Origin of the sequence: Enterobacter sp. 342 (assembly GCF_036663495.1) — a bacterium.
Classification (GTDB): Bacteria; Pseudomonadota; Gammaproteobacteria; order Enterobacterales; family Enterobacteriaceae; genus Enterobacter.
The window spans coordinates 82,227-100,408 of record NZ_JAWUEI010000010.1 but is presented as its reverse complement, the minus strand read 5'-3'; the positions used below and the strand labels follow the sequence as shown (position 1 = coordinate 100,408).

Below are 18,182 nucleotides of genomic sequence, written 5' to 3'. Positions count from 1 at the left end.
CGATGAAACTACTCATAGTTGAAGACGACCTGTTATTACAGGAAGGGCTGGCGCTAGGGCTGGCTAATGAAGGGTATGCCCTTGACTGTGCCGGCACAGCGGCGGAGGCGGATGCTCTGATCCAGAGCGGCGAATACAGTCTGGTGATCCTTGATTTGGGCTTACCTGATAAAGACGGTGCCACGCTGCTTAGTCAGTGGCGTCGCCGCGGAGTCGCCAATCCAGTGTTGATCCTGACAGCACGCGATGCCATAGAAGATCGTATCACCGGCCTCGATGCTGGAGCAGATGATTACCTGGTGAAGCCTTTTGCACTGGCAGAACTGCAGGCTCGCGTGCGAGCGTTAATACGCCGTTATCAGGGTCATAGCGATAACTTGCTGACTGACGGTGATATTACGCTGAATCTGCAAACCCAGCAGGTACTGCGTCAGTCCCAGCCGATTGAGGTAACACCCAAAGAGTTTGCTTTGCTTACGCGCCTGATTATGCGCAGCGGGCAAACGGTGCACAGAGAAACCCTGCAACAGGATATTTACTCCTGGCAGGACGATCCTGGGTCCAATACCCTTGAAGTCCATATTCACAACCTGCGTCGTAAGCTTGGCAAAGACCGGATCAAAACCGTCCGTGGCGTTGGCTACCGCCTGGAGAGCCAGAAATGAACAGCATGCGTCGGCGCTTGATGGTGCTGCTGGCGGTGATTCTCTTATTTTTTCAACTGATAAGCGTGATCTGGCTGTGGCATGAAAGCCGTGAACAGATTGGTTTTCTGGTCAGTGAGACGTTGTCAGCAAAAGCGCGTAACAACCATGTCGAAAAAGAGATCCGCGAAGCGATCGCCTCTCTGCTGGTTCCATCTCTGGTGATGGTTGGTTTCACGCTGTTTTTCTCATTCTGGGCAGTGACCTGGATAACCCGACCGCTGAATAAACTGCGTGCCAGCCTGGCTAACCGTTCGGCGGATAACTTAACACCGCTTCCTATGTATTCCGACATGGAAGAAATTGGTGCCGTCACCACCTCGCTGAATCAGTTGCTCGCCCGGTTGGATAATACTATCCAACAGGAGCGTCTTTTCACCGCAGACGCCGCACATGAACTGCGGACGCCCCTTGCCGGTATCAGGCTCCATCTTGAACTGATGGCACAGTCTGGCTCTCCTCAGGCTGCGACGTTAATTAGCCGTATTGACCAACTCATGCACACCGTTGAGCAACTGCTAATGCTGGCCCGAGCAGGGCAAGCAATGGCCAGTGGTCACTACGAAACCATTCACTGGACGGAGAATATCATCACCCCGCTTGGTCTGGAGCATGAAGCCAAAGACCATACCGTGATATGGCCTGCCAAAAGTGCGCTCACGGTTCAGGGAGACGCCGTGCTTCTGCGTCTGATGCTGCGTAACCTGCTGGAGAATGCCGGACGTTACAGCCCGTCAGGGACAACCATTGAAGTGACATTAGCAGAAGTCGAGGGCGGTACACAGGTCAGTGTTATCGATCAGGGGCCAGGTATTGCTGAAGCGCACCGACAGTCAATCACTGAACCGTTCCGTCGTCTTGATCAGCGTTATGGTGGTAGTGGCCTGGGACTGAGTATTGTGCAGCGCATCGTGCAACTCCACCGCGGCAAGCTGACACTTGAGAACGGTGTTGAGGGCGGTTTAATCGCCAGCTGTTGGTTACCCTCGACGCTGGAATAAAAAAAGCCCCCTTAATGGGGGCTTTGAACTGATATTAGTGCTTGTAGATGAACTCGACGCCTTCTTCGTCGTCTTCATCCCAATCATCATCCCAGTCTTCTTCTTCTTCCGCTTCCAGCTCTTCGAGCTGTTGACGGTGGTAGTCATCCCACATGAATTCGACTTTTTCAGGCTGTTTCGCTTCTTCAGCCTGAACAATTGGGTTCTCGATGATAAAGGTCATCACATCCCAGCAGAGGTCTTTCACGCCAACCTGGCTTGCCGCAGAGATCAGGTAGTATTTCTCTTCCCAACCCATTGCTTCAGCAATCGCTTTAGCTTTCGCTTCCGCTTCGGCTTTGTCCATCAGGTCAATTTTGTTGAAGACCAGCCAGCGTGGTTTATTCGCCAGTTTTTCGCTGTATTTTTCCAGCTCGCCGATGATGATTCGGGCGTTTTCAACCGGATCGGAACCGTCGATAGGATCGATATCAATGAGGTGCAGCAATACGCGACAGCGCTCAAGGTGTTTCAGGAAGCGGATACCCAGACCGGCACCTTCAGCAGCACCTTCAATCAGACCCGGAATATCGGCAACCACAAAGCTCTTCTCGTTGTCCATGCGGACAACGCCCAGGCTTGGTACCAGTGTGGTAAACGGATAATCCGCCACTTTGGGTTTCGCGGCAGACACGGCGCGAATAAACGTCGATTTACCGGCATTTGGCATACCCAGCATGCCCACGTCTGCCAGAAGCATCAGCTCCAGTTGCAGATCGCGCTTATCGCCAGGCGTCCCCATCGTTTTCTGACGCGGAGTACGGTTAACGGAAGATTTGAAACGGCTGTTACCCAGACCGTGCCAGCCACCTTTTGCGACCATCAGACGCTGACCGTGTTTGGTCATGTCACCCATGGTCTCACCGGTACCTTGATCGATAACACGCGTACCGACAGGAACCTTAATGGTGACATCTTTACCGCGTTTACCGGTACAGTCACGGCTCTGGCCATTCTGGCCACGTTCAGCGCGGAATGATTTTTCGAAACGGTAGTCGATCAGCGTGTTGAGGTTCTCATCTGCCTCCAGCCAAACGTCACCACCATCCCCGCCGTCGCCACCATCAGGGCCACCACGTGGGATATATTTTTCACGGCGGAAGCTCACGCAACCATTGCCGCCATCACCAGCCACGACCAGGATCGTCGCTTCATCAACAAACTTCATTTTACTCTCCGTAACTCATTCGCCTGAGCGGGGGACCACTACAACCGCTTCATTTTTGCGCCAACGTCCCCAAAGACGATGACCAATGGCGGAATACATCGCGCCCGCAACCACGACAAACGCACCGAGATAACCCAACAAGTTGAGCATCGGTCTGACGAAGACATCGGGCCAGGCCATTGATAACAAATCTGAAAATAACAGCGTAAACAGCGGAGTCAGCGTGATTAACGCGCTCACCTGTGCTGCCTGCCAGCGCGCCATCGCTTCGGCCAGCGCGCCATAACCGACCAGCGTATTCAGTCCACAAAAAATGAGACACGCCAGTTGCCAGTCGCTAAGCTGGGCAATCACACCCGGCTTTGCTAATGGCAGTAATGCTATTGTACACAAAGTGTACAGCAAAAAGAGGATCTGCTGTGAGGCCAGACGTCGCAATAACACCTTTTGCGCGACACCATAACTCACCCAGACCGCAGCGGCACCTACACCGAAGATCACACCCCAGGTGTAATCCGTCAGCCGGGTAAAAATCTCTATCAGGCTGGTGTTGAAGAACATCACCAGTCCGCATAGCAGCATGCTCGCCCCGACAATCTGTGTACCGCGCATCTTCTCCTTGAGGATAAAGACGCTGGCGACCATCATGCCCACCGGTGAAAGCTGACCAATCACCTGCGACGCCGTGGGGCTGAGATATTGCAGGGAAGAGCTGAACAGGATGAAGTTACCGAACAGACCGCCCGTCGCGATAGCCAGCAACACCAGCCAGCGCGGTTTACGGAAGAGCCGCAAGGGTGGAAGCTTACCTTTGATAGCCAGAATGGCCCCAAGGCCGATGCTTGCCATCAGAAAGCGATAAAAGACCACCGTAGGCGGCTCCATCACTTCCAGTACCTGCTTCATGGCAATTGGCAGCGCACCCCAGCACATTGCGGTGGTGAGCGCCAAAAGAATACCAATGCCGGCCTGCTGCTTCATGCCCGTTTTCCCTACAGAAAAAATTACCGGGTTTCCAATGTAAAAAGCCCCGCAACAGGTTGCGGGGCTTTAATCCGTTACCGGACCGAGAAAACCTTACTCAGCAACGATGCTGATGTATTTACGGTTGTTCGGGCCTTTAACTTCAAATTTCACTTTACCGTCTGCTTTAGCAAACAGAGTGTGGTCACGACCGCAACCTACGTTGTTGCCAGCGTGGAATTTGGTACCACGTTGACGAACGATGATGCTACCCGCCAGAACGGATTCGCCACCGAAACGCTTAACGCCCAGGCGTTTAGCTTCTGAATCGCGACCGTTACGTGTGGAGCCGCCAGCCTTTTTATGTGCCATTTAAATCTCTCCTCAGGTCTTAGGCGCTGATGCCAGTAATTTTCACATCAGTGAACCACTGACGGTGGCCCTGCTGCTTACGGTAGTGCTTACGACGACGAAACTTAACGATTTTAACTTTCTCGCCACGACCGTGTGCAACAACTTCAGCTTTGATAACGCCGCCATCAACGAAAGGAACGCCGATTTTGACTTCTTCACCGTTTGCGATCATCAGAACTTCAGCGAATTCAACAGATTCGCCAGTTGCGATGTCCAGCTTTTCCAGGCGAACGGTCTGACCTTCGCTTACTCGGTGTTGTTTACCACCACTTTGGAAAACCGCGTACATATAAACTCCGCTTCCGCGCACATCCTCGTATGAATCAGAGTGCGCTATAAATATTCACAATAGGGCGCGAATATTACGCAAAACGCGAGCCTTTGACAAGTGCTACCGTCAATACATGAAGAAAAAAAACACAACACGTACGGTAACGTTTATCTGAGCCGTTTTTTCAGTACAATCAGCACTACTATTGATAAACCGAAACCCTTCGTTACCCCATTGAAGATGGGATCAACAGGATAAAAAGCCCGGCTTTTGCGATGAATTTAGAAAAAATCAACGAGTTAACCGCGCAAGATATGGCGGGTGTGAATGCAGCAATCCTGGAGCAACTCAACTCTGATGTTCAACTGATCAATCAGTTGGGCTACTACATCGTCAGCGGCGGCGGTAAACGCATTCGCCCGATGATTGCCATCCTGGCCGCCAGAGCCGTTGGTTATCAGGGAAATGCCCACGTGACCATCGCAGCACTTATCGAATTTATTCACACGGCGACGCTTCTGCATGACGACGTTGTGGATGAATCGGATATGCGTCGTGGTAAAGCCACGGCAAACGCTGCTTTCGGGAACGCAGCCAGCGTTCTGGTGGGGGATTTTATCTATACCCGCGCCTTCCAGATGATGACCAGTCTGGGCTCTCTGAAAGTACTGGAAGTGATGTCCGAGGCCGTTAACGTGATCGCTGAAGGTGAAGTGCTGCAGCTGATGAACGTCAATGACCCAGACATCACCGAAGAAAACTACATGCGCGTGATCTACAGCAAAACCGCGCGCCTGTTTGAAGCGGCTGCCCAGTGCTCCGGTATTCTGGCGGACTGTACCGAAGCACAGGAAAAAGGCCTGCAGGACTATGGCCGTTATCTGGGTACCGCATTCCAGTTAATTGATGATTTGCTGGACTACAGTGCTGACGGCGAAACACTTGGCAAAAACGTGGGCGATGACCTGAACGAAGGCAAACCCACCCTGCCACTGCTTCATGCTATGCGCAACGGTTCAGCCGAACAGGCAAAAATGATCCGTGAAGCGATTGAGCAGGGAAATGGCCGTCATCTGCTGGAACCTGTGCTGGAAACCATGGCAATCTGCGGATCGCTGGAATGGACGCGCCAACGTGCGGAAGAAGAAGCCGACAAAGCCATCGAAGCTCTTCAGGTCATTCCCGACAGCCCATGGCGCGATGCACTGATTGCGCTTGCCCACATTGCCGTTCAGCGAGACCGTTAATCCCTCCTGCATCTCCCTGCGGCTATCGCGGGGAGATTCCAGCACACACCTGTAAATTCCGTGTTCATGTAAATTCATCGGTTTAAAGACCGCATGAATAAAGCCATGCCTTATTCTGAATATCCCTTCCAGTAACGCGAACTTTTTAGAACAAGAGTGTGAAATGGGTATAGTAAGCCAGTCGTTTCAGAAGAAACGGCGTGACAGAATCCGAACTTAAGGACAGCGTTATGGATACGAAATTTATCGACTGGCACACGGCAGATATCATTGCGGCACTGCGCAAAAAAGGCACCTCACTGGCAGCTGAATCTCGCCGCAATGGCCTGAGTTCTTCAACCCTGGCAAACGCCCTGACTCGTCCCTGGCCAAAGGGAGAATTAATTATCGCAACTGCGCTGGATACGCATCCGTGGGTGATCTGGCCCTCGCGTTATCACGATCCCATTACCCATGAATTTATCGACAGATCGCGCATGATTCGCCAGAAAAAGGCAAAGAAAAAACCGCAGGAATAATGCGATTTTTGACAGGAACAGCAACCCCCCGGTCATTGCTGGCAGGGGGCTGCCGGAACGATTACTCGCCCTTCACACGCTCGATGTTAGCACCCAGCGCGCGCAGTTTGTCTTCGATACGCTCATAACCACGATCGATGTGATAAATACGATCCACAACCGTTGTACCTTCCGCGATACAACCCGCCAGCACCAGGCTTGCGGACGCACGCAGATCGGTAGCCATCACCTGGGCACCTGACAGCTTCTCAACGCCGTGACAAATCACAGTATTGCTCTCGATCTCTGCATGTGCACCCATACGGATCAGCTCCGGTACGTGCATAAAGCGGTTCTCGAAAATGGTTTCAGTGATGAAGCCAGTACCTTCAGCGACCAGGTTTAGCAACGTGAACTGAGCCTGCATGTCCGTCGGGAACGCCGGATGTGGAGCAGTACGTACATTCACCGCTTTTGGACGCTGACCATGCATATCGAGGCTGATCCAGTCTTCACCGATCTCAATATCAGCACCCGCATCGCGCAGCTTCGCCAGCACCGCATCCAGCGTATCCGGCTGAGCGTTACGACAAACAATCTTACCGCCAGAAATCGCCGCAGCGACCAGGAAGGTACCGGTTTCGATACGGTCCGGCAGAACGCGATAGACACCGCCACCCAGGCGCTCAACACCTTCGATGGTGATACGGTCGGTACCCTGGCCGGAGATCTTCGCACCCAGCGCGACGAGGAAGTTTGCGGTATCCACAATTTCCGGTTCACGTGCGGCATTTTCAATAATGGTGGTACCTTCTGCCAGCGTTGCCGCAGACATAATGGTTACCGTTGCGCCTACGCTCACTTTGTCCATGACAATGTGCGCGCCTTTCAGGCGACCATTCACGGACGCTTTAACGTAACCTTCTTCCAGTTTGATCTCTGCGCCTAGTTTCTCCAAACCAAAGATATGCAGGTCAACCGGGCGTGCGCCGATTGCACAGCCGCCTGGCAGTGAAACCTGACCCTGCCCAAAACGCGCCACCAGCGGGCCAAGCGCCCAGATGGACGCACGCATGGTTTTCACCAGATCGTACGGCGCAGAGAAGTTGTTCACATTGCTGGCATCGATCCAGACGGAACCATTACGCTCAACTTTGGTTCCCAACTGGGTGAGCAGTTTCATGGTGGTGTCGATATCTTTCAGCTTTGGTACGTTCTGAATTTCTACCGGCTCTTCCGCGAGCAGCGCAGCAAAGAGGATTGGCAGCGCGGCGTTTTTCGCGCCAGAAATTGTGACTTCGCCCTGGAGACGCGTTGGCCCCTGTACACGAAATTTATCCATTGTGTGTTCTCTTATAAATTCAACCGTGCTGCGGGCTTGTCGCCCTCAGCTCAAAAACCGTTTAGTTTGCGATCGCGTGCCCACTCTTGCGGGGTGAACGCTTTAATCGACAGAGCGTGGATGCGGTTATCCGCAATATATTCCATCAGCGGCGCGTACACAGCCTGCTGCTTCTTCACACGGCTCATACCGTCGAACAGCTCACCCACAGCAATAACCTGGAAGTGACTGCCATCGCCAGTGACGTGGGCTTCCTGAAGGGAGAGTGCATTCATCAGCACTGTCTGGATTTCATGATTTTCCATGGGCTCTTAATCATCTGATAGTGAAAACAAGCCCAACATCTTAGAGCAAAGTGACGTCGTCTTAAACAAGCAAAAAGCCCTGACGATGAAACTGTCAGGGCTTTCAGAAGTAACGCACTGAAAATATTAACGAGGCAGCACGTCCTGAGGGAGATTGTAGAGCTGCGCGAGGGTAACAACATTATCACTCGCGCCGTGAAGCTGGACGCTTTGCCCCTGCTTTCTCCCCACGGCAATCAGATGGGCGAGCAGCGCAATACCTGCTGTATCCACCCGTATGACATCACTTAAGTCGATGAGCGTCACACCCTGCATCGCTTCATGACGTTGATCCCATAATGGGTTCAGCAGATCCTGATCAAGTTCACCGGACAGCTTTAATGTCTCGCCTTCACGCGACCAGCTGAGTTGCTGCGACATTACTTCTTCTCATCCAGGGTAATTTTCTGACGAGAAATAGACTGCAGCTGCGCGGTCAGGCCATCAATGCCTTTGGTGCGCAGCAGGTCGCTCCACTCGTTCTGTTTGGTGGTGATCATGCTTACCCCTTCGGCAATCATGTCATACGCCTGCCAGTGCCCCGTCTGGCTGTTTTTACGCCACTGGAAATCCAGGCGAACCGGTGGACGCCCGTTAGGATCGTTGATCGTCACACGGATAGGTACAATGGTGGCATCGCCCAACGGCTGCTCAGGGGCAATCTGATAGGTCTGTCCGTGGTACATCGCCAGTGCCTGACCATATGCCTGTTTCAGGTATTCACGGAACGCGGCAAAGTAGGCATCACGCTGCGCGGGAGTTGCATCTTTGTAATAGCGACCCAGCACCAGCGCACCCGCATATTTGATCTGCACGTACGGCAGCAATTCCTGATCGACAACCTCACGCAGATAATCAGGATTAGCACGTATTTTTGGCTGCTCGTTTTTAAGACGGTCGAAAGTCTTCTTCGCAGCTTCGTCCATCTGTTTGTACGGGTTACTCTGATCCGCAGCATGGGCCGCGGTGAGAGGGGCAATGACCAGCATGGCAACCATTAACAGTCGTTTAAACATGAATGACTTCTCCTGAAATTAATTCGTCGTGCCAGATGTCGGTGCGACGTTGGTATGATCTTCAGTCTGCGCAGGGGCAGCATCGGACTTTTTATCATCTCCCTTACTGCTGTAAAGGAACTGACCAATCATATCCTCCAGCACCATCGCGGACTTGGTATCCTGGATAACGCTACCGTCTTTAAGGATAGTCGTTCCAAGCTCAGGATCTTCAAAGCCAACGTTCAGTGCCAGATATTGTTCGCCCAGCAGGCCAGAGGTACGGATAGAAAGCGAGCTGGTGTCCGGGATATGGTTGTAGCGCTCTTCAATATCCATCGCCACGCGCGGCAAATAGGTTTTCTCATCAAGCGTAATGTCCGACACACGGCCGATCACCACACCACCAATACGTACCGGTGAACGCGCCTTCAGCCCGCCGATATTATCGAAGGTGGCATAAATGCGATATGTCGGCTCGGTGCGGACAGATGTGATATCCGCCGCTCTCAGGCAGATAAACAGCGCAGCCAGCAGTGCCAGTAACAGGAACACGCCGACCCAAATTTCATTTTTTCTCGTTTGCATGAACTCAATTCCCAAACATCAGTGCGGTGAGCACAAAATCCAGACCCAGTACGGCCAGCGACGAATGTACGACTGTACGTGTTGTTGCACGGCTAATGCCCGCCGACGTCGGGATGGCATCGTAACCATTGAACAATGCAATCCAGGTGACCGTAATAGCAAAGACCACGCTTTTAATCAGACAGTTGACCAGATCCATTCGCAGATCAATGGCGTCCTGCATGGCTGACCAGAAGAAACCGGCATCAATGCCTTTCCAGTGGACGCCAACCAGCGAGCCGCCCCAGATACCCACGGCGACAAACAGAATAGTCAGTAACGGTAACGAAATCACCCCCGCCCAGAAACGCGGCGAGATGACGCGACGCAGCGGATCGACCGCCATCATCTCCATGCTGGAAAGCTGCTCGGTCGCACGCATCAGGCCAATTTCAGCCGTTAATGCCGACCCCGCGCGCCCGGCGAACAACAGCGCCGCCACAACCGGCCCCAGTTCACGCAGCAGTGAGAGTGCCACCAGCATTCCGAGGCTGGTTTCTGCACTGTAGGTTGTCAGAACAAGGTAGCCCTGAAGCCCAAGCACCATACCGATAAACAGCCCGGAAACAATGATGATGAGCATCGACAGCACGCCGACATTATAAAGCTGACGCACCAGTAAAGGTGCGTGCTTGCGGAATTCCGGCTTGCCGACCAGCGCGTTGAATAACATCAATCCGGCACGCCCGAACGTCCTGATGGTTTTTATGCCACGGTGTCCGAGAGCGGCCAACGCATTTAACAGCATGAGTGGCTTAACTCCCTATTCCCAGTAAATCGTCACGATAGTCGCCCGCCGGGTAGCGGAACGGCACAGGGCCATCTGCAATACCGTCCAGGAACTGCCGCACGCGCGGATCGCAATTTGCCTGCAACGCCTGAGCGCTACCGTGTGCGACGATCTTTTTGTCCGCCACGATATAGGCGTAATCGGCAATGCTCAATACTTCCGGTACATCGTGAGAAACCACAATGCAGGTGACGCCGAGTGCGCTGTTCAGCTCAGAGATGAGCTTCACCAGCACACCCATCGTGATAGGATCCTGCCCGACAAACGGTTCGTCGAACATGATTAAATCAGGTTCTAGTGCAATGGCTCGCGCCAGTGCAGCGCGTCGCGCCATCCCGCCGGACAGTTCCGAAGGCATCAGTTTTGCAGCCCCTCGCAGACCGACGGCTTCGAGCTTCATCATCACCGTGCTTTTCAGCAGTTCAGGCGGCAGGCTGGTATGCTCGCGTAGCGGATAAGCCACATTATCAAAGACGTTCATGTCGGTGAACAGAGCCCCCGACTGAAAGAGCATGCTCATGCGTTTGCGGACAGTATACAGGCGTGAGCGCGACATCTCCGGGATGTTTTCGCCATCAAAGAGGATTTCACCGCTATCCGGTGGGATCTGCCCACCAATAAGACGCAGCAGGGTCGTTTTACCGATCCCGGACGGCCCCATGATGGCAGTGATCTTGCCACGCGGTACGGTCAACGAAATATCATCAAATATCAATCTGTTGGCGCGAGAAAAACTCACACCGCGAACATCGACTAAATTCGCCATCGTTTGGCTCATTTATGGTTCCTTTCTTACCCTGCTCACGTTAAGTCATGCAGCCTGAATCAACCCCAAACTCAGCATTTTTACAGAATAATAGCCGTTGAGGTTAGCGAAAGCTGGCATTTGTTTTACTTTTCCGGCGCATAAAGTCAAAATTAGGAATTCGTTACGCCTCAGACTGTATGCAGTCCAGCCATTCCCGCGCGATGGACCGACGAGTATACCTGAAGAAAGGACTTTTGATGCTTTTAGCAACAGCACTGTTAATAATTGGTTTACTTTTGGTGGTCTACAGTGCTGACCGTTTAGTGTTTGCTGCATCTATCCTGTGTCGCCTGACCGGCGTACCGCCTGTTGTCATCGGGATGACCGTTGTCAGTGTTGGAACCTCACTTCCTGAAATCATCGTCTCTGTTTCGGCATCGCTGCATGGTCAGGTAGACCTGGCTATTGGCACCGCGATTGGCTCGAACATCGTCAATATATTACTGATTTTAGGCCTGGCGGCACTACTCCACCCATTTCGCGTGCATTCCGATGTTCTGCGCCGTGAATTGCCGCTAATGTTAATCGTAAGCCTGCTGGCAGGGTGCGTATTTTATGATGGCGTACTGAGCTACAGCGACGGTATTTTCTTGCTGGCGCTGGCCGTCATCTGGCTGCTTTATAGTGTTAAAATCGCCCGCCAGGCTGAAAAGCTGGGTCAGGATAGTCTGACGCGGGAGCAAGTCGCCGAACTCCCACGGGAAGGCACGCTGCCTGTAGCACTGCTCTGGCTTGGCGTCGCGCTGATCATCATGCCGATGGCAACGCGCATGGTCGTCGATAACGCGACGGTACTGGCGAACTATTTTGCCATCAGCGAACTGACCATTGGCCTGACGGTCATTGCCATCGGCACCAGTCTGCCGGAGCTGGCTACAGCCATTGCGGGAGCACGCAAAGGTGAAGATGATATTGCTATTGGCAATATCATCGGTTCCAACATTTTTAATATCGCGATTGTGATGGGTCTGCCGGCCCTCATAACGCCCGGGCCTTTTAACCCCCTGGCGTTCTCACGCGATTACGGTGTGATGTTGCTGGTCAGCGTGATATTTGCCCTGCTCTGCTGGCGGCGGCAACGCCAGATCGGCAAAGGCGCAGGCGCGCTGTTGACGAGTGGATTTATCGTATGGATGGCGATGCTGTACTGGCTCTCGCCTCTTCTCTCTGGGTAAACGGAAACGCATTATGTCGCAAATAGAATTGCAGCCGGGTTTTGACTTTCAGAAAGCAGGCAAAGACGTTCTGGAGATTGAACGTGAAGGTCTGGCGCAGTTAGATCAGTACATTAATCAGGATTTTAGTCTGGCATGTGAGAAGATATTCTACTGTGCCGGCAAAGTCGTGGTAATGGGGATGGGCAAGTCCGGTCATATTGGCCGCAAAATGGCAGCGACGTTTGCCAGCACCGGAACCTCTTCTTTCTTTGTACACCCGGGGGAAGCCGCACACGGCGACCTGGGGATGGTCACGCCGCAAGATATCGTCATCGCACTGTCAAACTCCGGTGAATCCAATGAGATCCTGGCGCTGATCCCGGTACTGAAGCGACTGCAGGTTCCCCTCATTTGCATGACCAGTCGCCCGGAAAGCAGCATGGCGCGGGCGGCCGATATTCACCTGTGCGTTAAGGTTCCCAAAGAAGCCTGTCCGCTTGGCCTGGCACCAACCTCCAGCACCACCGCTGCACTGGTCATGGGTGATGCGCTTGCCGTGGCCCTGCTGGAAGCCCGCGGTTTTACCCCTGAAGATTTCGCACTTTCTCATCCTGGCGGTGCGCTTGGGCGCAAGCTGCTCCTGCGGGTTAACGATATTATGCACACCGGGGATGAAATTCCCCACGTCAGTAAAGCGGCCTCCCTGCGCGATGCGCTGCTGGAAATCACCCGCAAGAACCTGGGTATGACGGTCGTGTGCGACGACCTGATGAAAATTCAGGGGATCTTCACCGATGGGGACCTGCGTCGCGTGTTTGATATGGGTGTCGATGTCCGCACGCTTGGCATTGCCGATGTGATGACACCTGGCGGCATCCGTGTTCGCCCGGGTACGCTGGCAGTGGATGTGCTGAACCTGATGCAGTCCCGTCATATCACCTCCGTTATGGTTGCCGATGGCGACCAGTTGCTGGGTGTGGTACATATGCATGATCTGCTGCGCGCAGGCGTAGTGTAATGAAGGATAAGACAATGAGTAATGCGGGTGCATCCCTTGCAACCTGTTATGGTCCGGTCAGTACCCATATGATGGCGAAGGCAGAAAATATTCGTCTGCTCATCCTGGATGTAGATGGTGTCCTCTCCGATGGCCTGATTTACATGGGCAATAATGGTGAAGAGCTGAAAGCGTTTAACGTTCGCGACGGTTACGGTATCCGCTGTGCCCTTACCTCGGGGATCGAGGTTGCCATCATCACCGGGCGAAAAGCTAAACTGGTAGAAGATCGCTGTGAAACGTTGGGCATTACCCATCTGTATCAGGGGCAATCCGATAAGATGGCGGCTTTCAACGATTTACTGGGTAAACTGGCTATCGCACCAGAAAACGTGGCTTATGTCGGGGATGACCTGATTGACTGGCCAGTAATGGCTGAGGTCGGCCTGAGTATCGCTGTTGCCGATGCGCATCCGCTGTTGCTCCCACGCGCTGACTACGTTACCCACATCAATGGCGGTCGTGGTGCCGTACGTGAAGTCTGCGATCTGCTTCTGCTGGCGCAAGGCAAGCTTGATGAGGCCAAAGGGCAATCAATATGAGTAAAACCAGACGTTGGGTTATCATTCTGCTTTCGCTTGTCGCACTGGTATTGATTGGCGTCAACCTTGCCGATCGCGATGATACGCAAACGGAAGTGATCAATAATAACGATCCAACCTATAAAAGCGATCACAGCGATACCGTGGTCTATAGCCCGGAAGGGGCGTTGAACTATCGCCTGATTGCCCAGCATGTTGAATATTTTTCAGATGACGGTATTTCGTGGTTTACCCAGCCTGTCATGACGACGTTTGATAAGGACAAAGTCCCGACGTGGTCAATCAAGTCAGACCGGGCAAAACTGACAAATGACCGTATGCTTTATCTATATGGCCACGTTGAAGTCAACGCTCTGACGCCTGACTCGCAACTGCGAAAAATTACGACGGATAATGCCCAGATCAACCTGGTGACCCAGGATGTGACGTCGCAGGATCTGGTCACACTGTATGGCACAACATTTAATTCCAGCGGTTTAAGAATGCGCGGGAACTTACGCAGCAAAAACGCCGAGCTGATTGAAAAGGTTAGAACCTCCTATGAAATTCAAAACAAACAAACTCAGCCTTAAAGTAATTATCGCCAGTGCGATGCTGGCGACCAGTCTCCCCGCGCTTGCTGTAACGGGCGATACCGACCAGCCGATCCATATCGAGTCAGACACGCAGTCTCTTGATATGCAGGGTAACGTCGTCACCTTTACGGGTAATGTCGTCATGACCCAGGGCACCATCAAAATTAACGCCGACAAAGTAGTCGTTACCCGTCCGGGTGGTGAGCAGGGCAAAGAGATCATTGATGGCTACGGCAACCCGGCAACCTTCTACCAGATGCAGGACAACGGCAAGCCGGTGAAAGGTCGTGCCAGCCACATGCACTATGAACTGGCGAAGGATCTGGTCATCCTGACGGGTAACGCCTATCTGGAACAGCTGGACAGCAATATTACCGGCGACCAGATCACCTATCTGGTGAAAGAGCAAAAAATGCAGGCCTCCAGCGAGAAAGGCAAACGCGTAACCACCGTACTGGTTCCGTCGCAGCTGCAGGACAAAGGTAAAAGCCAGGCCCCGGCACAGAAGAAGAGTAACTAATTCGTTATGGCAACATTAACTGCAAAAAATCTCGCGAAGGCCTATAAGGGCCGCCGTGTCGTAGAAGATGTCAGTCTGACCGTCAACTCCGGCGAAATTGTGGGCCTGCTTGGCCCTAACGGTGCGGGTAAAACCACCACTTTCTACATGGTCGTTGGCATTGTACCGCGCGATGCCGGCAACATTGTTATTGACGATGAAGATATCAGTCTTCTGCCGTTGCACGCGCGCGCGCGTCGCGGGATCGGCTATCTGCCGCAGGAAGCTTCTATTTTCCGCCGTCTTAGCGTTTACGATAACCTGATGGCGGTCCTGCAAATTCGTGACGACCTGACCAGCGAACAGCGTCAGGATCGTGCCAACGAACTGATGGAAGAGTTCCACATTGAACACCTGCGCGACAGCCTCGGTCAGGCGTTGTCAGGGGGGGAACGCCGTCGCGTTGAGATTGCGCGCGCGCTGGCCGCAAATCCGAAGTTTATCCTTCTGGATGAACCCTTTGCGGGTGTTGACCCAATCTCCGTTATCGACATTAAACGTATCATTGAACACCTGCGTGACAGCGGGCTTGGCGTGCTGATCACCGACCACAACGTGCGTGAAACGCTGGCCGTGTGTGAACGCGCCTATATTGTGAGCCAGGGCAATCTGATCGCCCACGGTACACCGCAGCAGATCCTCGAAGATGATCATGTTAAGCGCGTCTATCTTGGGGAAGACTTCAGACTCTGATAGGGTAGAGGTAACGTAACGCCGAACCGGAGAAAAATGCTCTGAACATGAAGCAAGGTTTGCAATTAAGGCTCAGCCAACAACTGGCGATGACGCCGCAGCTACAGCAGGCAATTCGCCTGTTGCAACTGTCCACGTTAGAACTCCAGCAGGAGCTCCAGCAAGCGCTGGACAGCAATCCATTGCTGGAACAAACCGATCTTCATGACGAGGTAGATACCCAGCAATCGCAGGATACAGAAGCGCTCGATACCGCTGATGCACTCGAACAAAAAGAGATGCCGGACGAGCTTCCGCTGGATGCCAGTTGGGATGAAATCTACACCGCCGGAACCCCTTCCGGTACGCGTGCAGACTACCAGGACGATGAGCTACCGGTCTATCAGGGAGAAACCACCCAGTCGCTACAGGATTATCTGATGTGGCAGGTGGAACTGACTCCGTTCTCCGATACCGACCGCGCGATTGCCACGTCAATTGTCGATGCCGTTGACGACACGGGCTATTTGACCGTCACGCTGGACGATATTCTGGAAAGCATGGGCGACGAAGAGATTGAACTCGAAGAGATTGAAGCGGTTCTGAAGCGTATCCAGCGTTTCGATCCGGTCGGTGTGGCGGCAAAAGATCTGCGCGACTGCCTGCTGATCCAGCTTTCTCAGTTCAGCAAAGAGACGCCATGGCTCGATGAGGCGCGTGTCATTATCAGCGATCATCTGGATCTGTTGGCTAACCACGATTTCCGCACCCTGATGCGCGTCACACGCCTGAAAGAAGAGGTGCTGAAAGAAGCGGTTAATCTGATCCAGTCGCTCGATCCACGCCCCGGACAGTCGATCCAGACCAGCGAACCTGAGTATGTGATCCCGGATGTACTGGTCAGAAAACACAATGGCCGCTGGGTCGTTGAACTGAACTCTGACAGCATCCCTCGCCTGCAAATCAACCAGCAGTATGCCTCCATGTGCACCAGCGCACGAAACGACTCTGACAACCAATATATTCGTAGCAATCTGCAGGAAGCGCGATGGTTGATCAAAAGTCTGGAGAGCCGAAATGATACGCTGCTCCGCGTCAGCCGCTGTATTGTCGAACAGCAGCAGGCTTTCTTTGAGCAGGGTGAAGAGTATATGAAACCGATGGTACTGGCGGATATCGCCCAGGCCGTCGAGATGCATGAATCAACCATTTCCCGCGTCACCACGCAGAAGTATCTGCACAGTCCACGCGGTATTTTTGAGCTTAAGTATTTCTTCTCCAGCCATGTTAATACCGAGGGCGGCGGTGAAGCGTCGTCAACGGCAATTCGCGCACTGGTGAAGAAGTTGATCGCCGCGGAGAACCCCGCGAAGCCACTGAGTGACAGTAAGTTAACCACCATGCTGTCCGACCAGGGTATTATGGTGGCACGTCGTACTGTTGCGAAGTATCGAGAGTCTTTATCCATTCCGCCGTCCAACCAGCGTAAACAGCTGGTCTGACACAACCGATAAGGAAGACACTATGCAGCTCAACATCACTGGACAAAACGTCGAAATTACTGAGGCTTTACGCGACTTCGTGAATGCGAAATTTGCGAAACTCGAGCAGTATTTCGAAAGGATCAATCAGGTCTATATTGTGTTGAAAGTGGAGAAAGTGACTCATATCTCGGATGCAACCCTGCACGTCAACGGGGGTGAACTCCATGCCAGTGCGGAAGGGCAAGACATGTATGCGGCTATCGACGGCTTGATTGATAAGCTTGCGCGACAGCTTAATAAACATAAAGATAAACTGAAACAACACTAATTGTCCGGGCAGTTAACGGGTGCAGGACGGCCTGTTGTGAAACACAACGGGCCATTTGTACAGTTAGCGCTTAGGTGAAATTATGATGAACAACGATTCCGCTCTTCAATTGAGCAATGTCCTTAACCAGGAATGTACCCGCAGTGCAGTTCACTGCCAGAGCAAAAAACGTGCGCTGGAGATCATCAGTGAACTGGCCGCAAAACAGCTGGGCCTGCCGCCGCAGGTGGTGTTCGAAGCTATCCTGACCCGTGAAAAGATGGGCAGTACCGGCATCGGCAACGGCATCGCGATCCCGCATGGCAAACTGGAAGAAGACACCTTGCGTGCCGTCGGTGTGTTTGTGCAGCTGGAAACCCCTATCGCCTTCGATGCCATTGATAACCAGCCCGTCGATCTCCTCTTCGCGCTGCTGGTGCCTGCCGACCAGACGAAAACCCACCTGCATACGCTTTCTCTGGTCGCAAAACGCCTGGCCGATAAAACCATTTGCCGTCGGCTGCGCTCAGCCCAAAGTGATGAAGAGCTCTATCAAATTATCACTGAAGCAGAAGGCAATCAGGATGATGTATAACCAGGAGATGGCCTTCACATCTGT

24 protein-coding genes are annotated in these 18,182 nt (G+C 53.0%); 13 read left to right on the top strand and 11 right to left on the bottom strand.

The genetic code is table 11. The features are described 5' to 3' along the window. Positions 1-2: 2 nt before the first annotated feature. Together pmrA and pmrB are read left to right on the top strand one after the other, a co-directional pair. Complete coding sequence (pmrA, locus tag V6E55_RS10590; protein WP_316942768.1) at positions 3-665, top strand: two-component system response regulator PmrA; 663 nt, start codon at positions 3-5, stop codon at positions 663-665. Further along, a complete protein-coding gene (pmrB, locus tag V6E55_RS10585; RefSeq protein WP_129994890.1) occupies positions 662-1,705 on the top strand; it encodes a two-component system sensor histidine kinase PmrB in 1,044 nt (347 codons plus the stop codon). Before pmrA ends, pmrB begins: the two co-directional genes overlap by 4 nt. A gap of 34 nt (positions 1,706-1,739) precedes the next feature. Here the strand turns inward: pmrB and cgtA are convergent, their stop codons facing one another. The 4 genes from cgtA to rplU form a co-directional block, all read right to left on the bottom strand. After that, positions 1,740-2,912 (bottom strand): Obg family GTPase CgtA, encoded by a 1,173-nt coding sequence (gene cgtA, locus V6E55_RS10580; protein ID WP_028017037.1) that lies wholly within the window; start codon positions 2,910-2,912, stop codon positions 1,740-1,742. A gap of 15 nt (positions 2,913-2,927) precedes the next feature. Then, positions 2,928-3,893: a DMT family transporter gene (locus V6E55_RS10575; protein ID WP_114978844.1), complete on the bottom strand. Its 966-nt coding sequence runs from the start codon at positions 3,891-3,893 to the stop codon at positions 2,928-2,930. Positions 3,894-3,989: 96 nt separating this feature from the next. Further along, positions 3,990-4,247, bottom strand: coding sequence for a 50S ribosomal protein L27 (gene rpmA, locus V6E55_RS10570; RefSeq protein WP_004385076.1), 258 nt, complete (start codon positions 4,245-4,247; stop codon positions 3,990-3,992). A 19-nt stretch (positions 4,248-4,266) separates the two neighbouring features. Continuing rightward, positions 4,267-4,578 (bottom strand): 50S ribosomal protein L21, encoded by a 312-nt coding sequence (rplU, locus tag V6E55_RS10565; protein ID WP_003025032.1) that lies wholly within the window; start codon positions 4,576-4,578, stop codon positions 4,267-4,269. Between the two features lie 257 nt (positions 4,579-4,835). Between rplU and ispB the strand changes: the two genes are divergently transcribed. Together ispB and sfsB are read left to right on the top strand one after the other, a co-directional pair. Continuing rightward, positions 4,836-5,807 carry an octaprenyl diphosphate synthase gene (ispB, locus tag V6E55_RS10560; RefSeq protein ID WP_028017035.1) on the top strand — a complete coding sequence of 324 codons (972 nt, stop codon included), beginning with the start codon at positions 4,836-4,838 and terminating at the stop codon, positions 5,805-5,807. A gap of 230 nt (positions 5,808-6,037) precedes the next feature. Beyond that, positions 6,038-6,325 carry a DNA-binding transcriptional regulator SfsB gene (gene sfsB, locus V6E55_RS10555; RefSeq protein WP_028017034.1) on the top strand — a complete coding sequence of 96 codons (288 nt, stop codon included), beginning with the start codon at positions 6,038-6,040 and terminating at the stop codon, positions 6,323-6,325. Positions 6,326-6,386: 61 nt separating this feature from the next. On the opposite strand, the gene murA is transcribed toward sfsB, so the two are convergent. From murA to mlaF, 7 genes are all read right to left on the bottom strand, one after another. Then, on the bottom strand, positions 6,387-7,646 hold the full coding sequence (gene murA, locus V6E55_RS10550; RefSeq protein ID WP_089597743.1) for a UDP-N-acetylglucosamine 1-carboxyvinyltransferase: 1,260 nt from the start codon (positions 7,644-7,646) through the stop codon (positions 6,387-6,389). Between the two features lie 50 nt (positions 7,647-7,696). Then, on the bottom strand, positions 7,697-7,951 hold the full coding sequence (gene ibaG, locus V6E55_RS10545; RefSeq protein WP_316942767.1) for a BolA family iron metabolism protein IbaG: 255 nt from the start codon (positions 7,949-7,951) through the stop codon (positions 7,697-7,699). A gap of 126 nt (positions 7,952-8,077) precedes the next feature. Further along, positions 8,078-8,371: a lipid asymmetry maintenance protein MlaB gene (gene mlaB, locus V6E55_RS10540; RefSeq protein ID WP_114978847.1), complete on the bottom strand. Its 294-nt coding sequence runs from the start codon at positions 8,369-8,371 to the stop codon at positions 8,078-8,080. Further along, complete coding sequence (mlaC, locus tag V6E55_RS10535; RefSeq protein WP_114978848.1) at positions 8,371-9,006, bottom strand: phospholipid-binding protein MlaC; 636 nt, start codon at positions 9,004-9,006, stop codon at positions 8,371-8,373. The genes mlaB and mlaC overlap by 1 nt, the downstream gene beginning before the upstream one ends. Positions 9,007-9,024: 18 nt before the next feature. Next, positions 9,025-9,573, bottom strand: coding sequence for an outer membrane lipid asymmetry maintenance protein MlaD (gene mlaD, locus V6E55_RS10530; RefSeq protein WP_114978897.1), 549 nt, complete (start codon positions 9,571-9,573; stop codon positions 9,025-9,027). A 4-nt stretch (positions 9,574-9,577) separates the two neighbouring features. Beyond that, positions 9,578-10,360: a lipid asymmetry maintenance ABC transporter permease subunit MlaE gene (gene mlaE / locus V6E55_RS10525; protein WP_010436044.1), complete on the bottom strand. Its 783-nt coding sequence runs from the start codon at positions 10,358-10,360 to the stop codon at positions 9,578-9,580. A 7-nt stretch (positions 10,361-10,367) separates the two neighbouring features. Beyond that, on the bottom strand, positions 10,368-11,180 hold the full coding sequence (gene mlaF / locus V6E55_RS10520; protein ID WP_316942766.1) for a phospholipid ABC transporter ATP-binding protein MlaF: 813 nt from the start codon (positions 11,178-11,180) through the stop codon (positions 10,368-10,370). A gap of 227 nt (positions 11,181-11,407) precedes the next feature. Here mlaF and V6E55_RS10515 point away from each other — a divergent pair, with 227 nt between their 5' ends. The 9 genes from V6E55_RS10515 (at position 11,408) to ptsN (ending at position 18,158) form a co-directional block, all read left to right on the top strand. After that, on the top strand, positions 11,408-12,385 hold the full coding sequence (locus V6E55_RS10515; RefSeq protein WP_114978849.1) for a calcium/sodium antiporter: 978 nt from the start codon (positions 11,408-11,410) through the stop codon (positions 12,383-12,385). Between the two features lie 13 nt (positions 12,386-12,398). Continuing rightward, positions 12,399-13,385, top strand: a complete 987-nt coding sequence (kdsD, locus tag V6E55_RS10510; protein WP_025756696.1) for an arabinose-5-phosphate isomerase KdsD — start codon at positions 12,399-12,401, stop codon at positions 13,383-13,385. 14 nt (positions 13,386-13,399) lie between these two features. Continuing rightward, positions 13,400-13,966, top strand: a complete 567-nt coding sequence (gene kdsC, locus V6E55_RS10505) for a 3-deoxy-manno-octulosonate-8-phosphatase KdsC (protein ID WP_114978850.1) — start codon at positions 13,400-13,402, stop codon at positions 13,964-13,966. Further along, positions 13,963-14,538, top strand: coding sequence for an LPS export ABC transporter periplasmic protein LptC (gene lptC / locus V6E55_RS10500; protein WP_114978851.1), 576 nt, complete (start codon positions 13,963-13,965; stop codon positions 14,536-14,538). The genes kdsC and lptC overlap by 4 nt, the downstream gene beginning before the upstream one ends. Beyond that, positions 14,507-15,061 (top strand): lipopolysaccharide ABC transporter substrate-binding protein LptA, encoded by a 555-nt coding sequence (lptA, locus tag V6E55_RS10495; protein ID WP_316942765.1) that lies wholly within the window; start codon positions 14,507-14,509, stop codon positions 15,059-15,061. The genes lptC and lptA overlap by 32 nt, the downstream gene beginning before the upstream one ends. A gap of 6 nt (positions 15,062-15,067) precedes the next feature. After that, the gene (lptB, locus tag V6E55_RS10490) at positions 15,068-15,793 is read left to right on the top strand and encodes an LPS export ABC transporter ATP-binding protein (protein ID WP_114978852.1); all 726 of its coding nucleotides are present in this window, start codon (positions 15,068-15,070) and stop codon (positions 15,791-15,793) included. A gap of 47 nt (positions 15,794-15,840) precedes the next feature. Further along, positions 15,841-17,274 carry an RNA polymerase factor sigma-54 gene (rpoN, locus tag V6E55_RS10485; RefSeq protein ID WP_114978853.1) on the top strand — a complete coding sequence of 478 codons (1,434 nt, stop codon included), beginning with the start codon at positions 15,841-15,843 and terminating at the stop codon, positions 17,272-17,274. A 22-nt stretch (positions 17,275-17,296) separates the two neighbouring features. Beyond that, positions 17,297-17,584, top strand: coding sequence for a ribosome hibernation promoting factor (hpf, locus tag V6E55_RS10480; RefSeq protein ID WP_008501444.1), 288 nt, complete (start codon positions 17,297-17,299; stop codon positions 17,582-17,584). Between the two features lie 82 nt (positions 17,585-17,666). Next, positions 17,667-18,158 (top strand): PTS IIA-like nitrogen regulatory protein PtsN, encoded by a 492-nt coding sequence (gene ptsN / locus V6E55_RS10475; RefSeq protein WP_063862166.1) that lies wholly within the window; start codon positions 17,667-17,669, stop codon positions 18,156-18,158. Positions 18,159-18,182 lie beyond the last annotated feature (24 nt).